Origin of the sequence: Salipiger sp. HF18, assembly GCF_011806505.1 — a bacterium.
In the GTDB taxonomy this organism is placed as follows: Bacteria; Pseudomonadota; Alphaproteobacteria; order Rhodobacterales; family Rhodobacteraceae; genus Salipiger; species Salipiger thiooxidans.
The window spans coordinates 1-5,854 of the sequence record NZ_JAATOS010000255.1; the positions used below are offsets into that span (position 1 = coordinate 1).

General features: G+C 68.8%; 8 protein-coding genes. 5 read left to right on the forward strand and 3 right to left on the reverse strand.

The genetic code is table 11. The annotated features are described in order from the left end of the window. Both rnhA and HC022_RS17575 read left to right on the forward strand, forming a co-directional pair. On the forward strand, nt 1–384 hold a 384-nt coding region (gene rnhA, locus HC022_RS17570; RefSeq protein WP_254885150.1), incomplete at its 5' end, for a ribonuclease HI. Nucleotides 385–400: 16 nt separating this feature from the next. Then, on the forward strand, nt 401–1,021 hold the full coding sequence (locus HC022_RS17575) for a trimeric intracellular cation channel family protein (RefSeq protein ID WP_089963080.1): 621 nt from the start codon (nt 401–403) through the stop codon (nt 1,019–1,021). Nucleotides 1,022–1,201: 180 nt separating this feature from the next. On the opposite strand, the gene HC022_RS17580 is transcribed toward HC022_RS17575, so the two are convergent. Then, a complete protein-coding gene (locus tag HC022_RS17580) occupies nt 1,202–2,377 on the reverse strand; it encodes a MalY/PatB family protein (RefSeq protein ID WP_167453297.1) in 1,176 nt (391 codons plus the stop codon). Nucleotides 2,378–2,518: 141 nt separating this feature from the next. On the opposite strand from HC022_RS17580, the gene def (HC022_RS17585) reads away from it, so the two are divergent. Genes def (HC022_RS17585) through def (HC022_RS17595) form a run of 3 tightly spaced genes read left to right on the forward strand, consistent with a single transcriptional unit; the run spans nt 2,519 to nt 4,028 of the window. Next, complete coding sequence (gene def / locus HC022_RS17585; RefSeq protein WP_040384207.1) at nt 2,519–3,040, forward strand: peptide deformylase; 522 nt, start codon at nt 2,519–2,521, stop codon at nt 3,038–3,040. Further along, the gene (gene def, locus HC022_RS17590) at nt 3,037–3,537 is read left to right on the forward strand and encodes a peptide deformylase (RefSeq protein WP_008885974.1); all 501 of its coding nucleotides are present in this window, start codon (nt 3,037–3,039) and stop codon (nt 3,535–3,537) included. The genes def (HC022_RS17585) and def (HC022_RS17590) overlap by 4 nt, the downstream gene beginning before the upstream one ends. Then, on the forward strand, nt 3,534–4,028 hold the full coding sequence (gene def, locus HC022_RS17595) for a peptide deformylase (RefSeq protein ID WP_167453298.1): 495 nt from the start codon (nt 3,534–3,536) through the stop codon (nt 4,026–4,028). Before def (HC022_RS17590) ends, def (HC022_RS17595) begins: the two co-directional genes overlap by 4 nt. 24 nt (nt 4,029–4,052) lie before the next feature. Here def (HC022_RS17595) and HC022_RS17600 read toward each other — a convergent pair whose 3' ends face one another. Continuing rightward, on the reverse strand, nt 4,053–5,300 hold the full coding sequence (locus HC022_RS17600) for a lytic murein transglycosylase (RefSeq protein ID WP_167453299.1): 1,248 nt from the start codon (nt 5,298–5,300) through the stop codon (nt 4,053–4,055). Between the two features lie 108 nt (nt 5,301–5,408). Next, nucleotides 5,409–5,854, reverse strand: a 446-nt coding sequence (locus HC022_RS17605) for a sulfotransferase family 2 domain-containing protein (protein WP_167453300.1), incomplete at its 5' end; no start/stop codon positions are given.

Below are 5,854 nucleotides of genomic sequence, written 5' to 3' on the forward strand. Positions count from 1 at the left end.
GCCATGAACGGCGAGGACATCGTCAAGGAGCGCGAGCTCAAGGGCGGTGAAGCCGACATCACCAACAACCGGATGGAGCTTCTGGCCGCGATCAACGCGCTGGAATCGCTGACCCGGCCCACCACCATCACCGTGGTGACGGACAGCGCCTACGTGAAGAACGGCGTGACCGGCTGGATCCACGGCTGGAAGCGCAACGGCTGGAAGACAGCCGCCAAGAAGCCGGTCAAGAACGCCGAGCTCTGGCAGCGCCTCGACGAGGCGCAGCGGATGCACTCCGTGACCTGGAAATGGGTCAAGGGCCACGCCGGCCACCCGGAGAATGAGCGCGCCGACGAGCTCGCCCGCGCCGGCATGGCGCCGTTCAAGCCCGGCGGCAAGTGACCCGGAGGGCGCGGCGATGACCCCGCTCGTGCTGCTCGACTACACCTCGGTGCTGATCTTCGCCCTGACCGGGGCGCTGGTGGCCAGCCGCGCCCAGCTCGACATCGTCGGCTTCGCCTTCCTCGCCTGCCTGACCGCGCTCGGCGGCGGCACGGTGCGCGACCTGCTGCTCGACCGCGAGGTGCTGTGGATCGACAACCCCACCTATCTCGGCGTGGCGACCGGCGCCGCGGTGCTGGTCTTTTTCACCGCGCACCTGCTGGAAAGCCGCTACCGCGCCATCCTGTGGCTCGACGCCGCGGCGCTCTCGGTGGCGGTGGCAGCGGGCTCCGGCATCGCCCAGAGCAACGGCGCCAGCATCCCCGTGGTTCTGGTGATGGGCGTCACCACCGGCTGCCTCGGCGGGCTGATGCGCGACGTGGTCGCCAACGAGGTTCCGCTGCTGCTGAAACAGGGCGAGCCCTACGCCACCTGCGCCCTCGCCGGTGCCGGCGCCTTCCTCATCGCCGACGCGGCGGGCATGCTGCCCGGCCGCGGGGCGCTGATCGGCGCCATCCTCACCTTCGTGCTGCGCGGAGGCACAATCGCCTTCGGCTGGCAGATCCCGGTCTACAAGGGACGCCCCCCGCGCACCTGACGCAGGCCAAGCCCCATGCCGCCGGCGGCGTCCTCCCCGCAAGCGCGGCGGGCCCCCTCCCCCGGACGCGCACAGCCGAGCCGCGCCGGCCCTTCCTCTGGCCGGAAATATCCCGGGGTGAATTGGCCGCCAGGCCAAGAGGGGCAGCGCCCCTCCCGGCCCCACCCAAAGCCTCCAGGCTCACTGAAGGTCGGCAAAGGCCTTCCGGAGCCGCGCGCAGGCCTCCTCGACCCGCGACCGCGGGGTGGCGATGTTGAAACGCAGGAAGCTCTCGCCCCCGGTGCCGAAGGCCGCCCCGTGGTTGGCGGCGATCTTCGCCTCGCCTTGCACCCGGCGCTCGATCTCGGCGGCGTCCATGCCGGTGCCCTCGAAATCCACCCACGCGAGGTAGGTCGCCTCGAGCGCCATCGACGAGATCCCCGGCAGCGCGTTCACCGCCTCGTCGAAGATCTTGCGGTTGCCGTCGAGATAGCCGGTCAGCTCGTCGACCCATGCCGCGCCCTCGGGCGAGCAGGCCGCGGTGGCCATGTGCAGGCCGAAGCTGTTTGGCGACAGGCCGAGCGCCGCCATGCGCGCCCCGAACTTCGCCCGGAGCTTCGGATCTGGGATGATGACGTTTCCGATATGGGCGCCCGCGATGTTGAAGGTCTTGGTGGTCGCGGTCATCATCACGAGCCGATCCTCGACACCCTCGATCAGCGCCATCGGCACGTGCTTGTGGCCCGGCATCACAAGGTCGTTGTGGATCTCGTCGGAGACCAGGATCAGGTCGTGGCGCTTGGCGAAATCGGCGACCGCCTGAAGCTCGTCGCGGCTCCAGACCCGACCGCCCGGGTTGTGCGGCGAGCACAGCACGAGCACCTTCTCGCGCCCGGTCATCATCGCGTCATATGCCCCGAAATCCATCTCGTAGCGGCCGTCGCGCTGCACGAGCGGGCACTCCACGACCTCGCGGCCGGCGGCTTTGATGATGCGGTGGAAGGCGTGGTAGACCGGGGTGAAGAGCACGATACCGTCGCCGGGCTGCGACCAGGCGTCGACGCACATGGCGACGCCGTTCACGAGGCCATGCGTGGTGAAGACCCACTCCGGATCGATCTTCCAGCCGTGCCGCGTCTCCTGCCACCACCGGATCGCGCCGAGATAGTTGGACTCGTCACCGAAATAGCCGTAGATCCCGTGATCCAGCATCTTTTGCAGCGAGTCCTGCACGCAGGACGGCGGGCGGAAATCCATGTCCGCCACCCACATCGCAAGCCCGTCCTGCGGGGAAACGCCGAACAGCGCCTCCATCTTGTCCCATTTCGAGCAATGGGTTCCGACACGGTCGATCACTTCGTCGAAGCGGCTGGTCATGGGGGGTGGTTCCTCTATCGCTGACCCGCGCGACGGTGCGGCCGCGCGGCGAACTGTATGTGCGCGAACGCTAGCGCGACGGGCGGCGAGTGCAACCCCCACCCGCTTGCGAAAACCCAGCGATTTGCCTAGATGGATCGCATGAAACGGCCCATTCTCATCCACCCCGACCCGCGGCTCAAGAAGCTCTGCGATCCGGTCGCCGATCTGTCGGACGATCTGCGCACGCTTGCCGACGACATGCTCGAAACCATGTACGACGCGCCGGGCATCGGGCTGGCGGCGCCGCAGGTGGGCATCCTGCACCGGCTCATCGTGCTCGACTGCGCCAAGCAGGACAACGGCGAGACCCCGCGCCCACTGGTGATGATCAACCCGCGCATCCTCGCGAGCTCGGATGAGCGCAGCGTCTACGAGGAAGGCTGCCTGTCGATCCCCGACCAGTACGCCGACGTGGAGCGCCCCAAGATGGTCGAGGTCGAATGGCTCGACCGCGACGGCAAGCTGCAGAAGGAAGAGTTCGACGGGCTCTGGGCCACCTGCGTGCAGCACGAGATCGACCACCTCGACGGCAAGCTCTTCATCGACTACCTGAAGCCGCTCAAGCGCCAGATGATCACTCGCAAGATGGTCAAGCTCAAGCGCGAACGGGCCCGCCCGTGAGCCTGCGAGAGATCCTGCTCTGGCCCGACGAGCGCCTGAAGCAGCCCTGCGAGACCGTGGCCGACGTGGCCGAGGTCGAGCAGCTGGTCACCGACCTCTTCGAGACCATGTACGACGCCCCCGGCCGCGGTCTCGCCGCGCCTCAGGTCGGCGTGCTGAAGCGGGTCTTCGTCATGGATGCCGGCTGGAAGGAGGGTGACATGGTCCCCCTCGCCTGCATCAACCCCGAGATCGTCGAGGTCTCGGAAGAGACCGCCAGCGGCCCCGAGGGCTGCCTCTCGATCCCCGGGGTCACCGCGCAGGTGCGGCGCCCGGTGCGGGTCCGCATGGCCTTCACAGATCTCTCCGGCACCCGGCAGGAGCGCGACTTCGAGGGCTCCGAGGCCATCGTCGCGCAACATGAATACGACCATCTCGAGGGGCTGGTGCATTTCGACCGACTCGACCCGCAGGAGGCCAAGGCCCTGAAGCTTGAATACGAGGCGCAGCAATCGTGACCGCCCGCCCCTGCATCCCGTGGCCCGACAAGCGCCTGCGCACCCCCGCGGCCCCGGTCGAGGCGATCACCGACGAGATCCGCGCGATCTGGACCGACATGATCGACACCATGGAGGCGATGCCCGGCGTCGGCCTCGGCGCGCCGCAGATCGGCGTCATGCTGCGTCTCGCGGTTGTGGATGCCTCGGAAAAGCGGGGCGAGGCCGTTCGCATGGCCAACCCCGAGGTGCTGCATGCCAGCGTCAAGCTGCGCAGCCACGACGAGGCGAGCCCCAATCTTCCCGGCGTCTGGGCCAGCATCGACCGCCCGCGCGCGGTCACCGTCCGGTTCCTCAACGCCGAGGGCGAGATCGAAGAGCGCGATTTCGTCGGGCTGTGGGCGACCTCGGTGCAGCACCAGATCGACCACCTGAACGGGCGCATGTATTTCGACCACCTCAGCAAGGTGAAACGTGACATACTGCTGCGCCGGGCGAAGAAGGCCCGCTGACGCGGGCCTCTGCGGTCGCTCGATTCAGCCCCGGCGCAGACGCATCAGAAGATCACGCGAGGGCTCTCCGGTCACCGGCAGGCCGGCGCTCGCCTGGTAGGAGCTGATCGCGGCCTCGGTCTTGCTGCCGAACACCCCGTCCGGCGTACCCACGTCATAGCCCGCCCGGTTGAGCTGCGCCTGCAGATCCTTGCGCTCATCGATCGTGAAGCCGTACTGGTCGGGCGGGAAGCTCGCCTTCACCGGCCCCGCACCCAGCAGGCGGTCCGACAGGTGCCCGACGCCCAGCCCGTATTTCTCGGCGTTGTTGTAGCGCAGGATGACGTTGTAGTTTCGGAACACGAGGAAGGCCGGCCCCGACACACCCGACAGCGCGAGGATCGAACCGGTGCCGCCCGGCAGCGAGCCGCCGCCCGCGGCGCGGACGCCCATGGCCGCCCATTCCGACGAGGAGCGCCGCACGCCGCGCCCGGTCTGGCCGGCGCTGAAGCCCGCGGGCAGGCTCACCTCGAGCCCCCAGGGCTCGCCACGCCGCCAGCCGCTGCGCGACAGGTAGTTGGCGGTCGAAGCCAGCCCGTCTGTGGGATCCTCGGACCAGATGTCGCGTCGGCCGTCGCCGCGGAAGTCGACCGCGTAATCCTGATAGGTCGTGGGGATGAACTGCGTGTGCCCCATCGCGCCGGCCCAGCTTCCGGTGAGCTGCGAGGCGGTGGTGTCGCCGCGCTGCAGGATGCGCAGCGCCGCCATCAGCTGGCTCTCGAAGAAATCGGCGCGGCGCCCGTCATAGGCCAGCGTCGAAGTGGCCGAGACCACCGGGATGTCGCCGCGGCGCTCGCCATAGCGGCTTTCCATGCCCCAGACCGCGGTGACGATCTGCGGCGGCACGCCGTAGCGGCCCTCGATCTCCTGCAGGAGCCCGCCGTACTGGCGCAGCTTGCTGCGGCCGGTCGAGACCTTCTCGTCCGAGGCCGCGATGGCGAAGTAATCCTCGAGCGTCCGGGTGAACTCGGTCTGGCTGCGGTCGCGCTTGACCACGCCGGGCAGGAAGCCCGCGTTGCGGAAGGCGGTGTCGAGCGTCGCGGCGCTGATCCCGCGCGACGCGGCCCGGCTGCGGAAGGACGCCACCCAGGCGTCGTAGCCGGCGTTGGGCTGCGGCAGCAGGTCCGGCGTGAGCCCGCCCGAGGGCTCCATCGAGACCCCGCCTCCGCCACAGCCCGCCAGCAGCGCAAGGGCGCCGCCGCCCATCATGATGTTTCGCCGAGTCACCCGCATTGCCCGTCTCCTGCTTTCTCTTTGCGGGCAGTGTGTCGCGTCGGTCCATGCTCGGCAAGCAGCCGCTTGCGGATCGGCAAGAGACGGCACACCGGGGCCGTCGGGGCCTCAGAACGGCGGCTCGTAGCCGAAATGCGCGACCTCGCGGGCATAGACCTCCCGCACGATCTCGGTGGTCTCGTCGTCGTAGTGGTCGGCGATGGGACGGCGCGCATTTCGGATGCCGCCCTTGGCCCTGATGCCCGAGATGTTGCAGTTGAGCCCGATGCGGCGCCCCGCCTCGGCAAGGTCCTCGTCCAGCCGCTCGTAGCGGCCGACGAAATCCAGCGCGACCTCGTCGCCGATGGCGTAGATCTCCCAGTTGGGCACCAGCGGAGGGCGGATCTGCTCGGGATCGGGGCGCGCCCGGTCATGCAGCCGCAGGATGTATTCACGGAAGCTCACCTCGGGGTCCCGGCAGACATGCAGCCGCCAGTAGTAGTCCGAGACCGCGTGGCTCCACGGGTTGCGGACGATGCCGAACTTGAAGAACGTCTCCCACTCCTCCGGCGCGA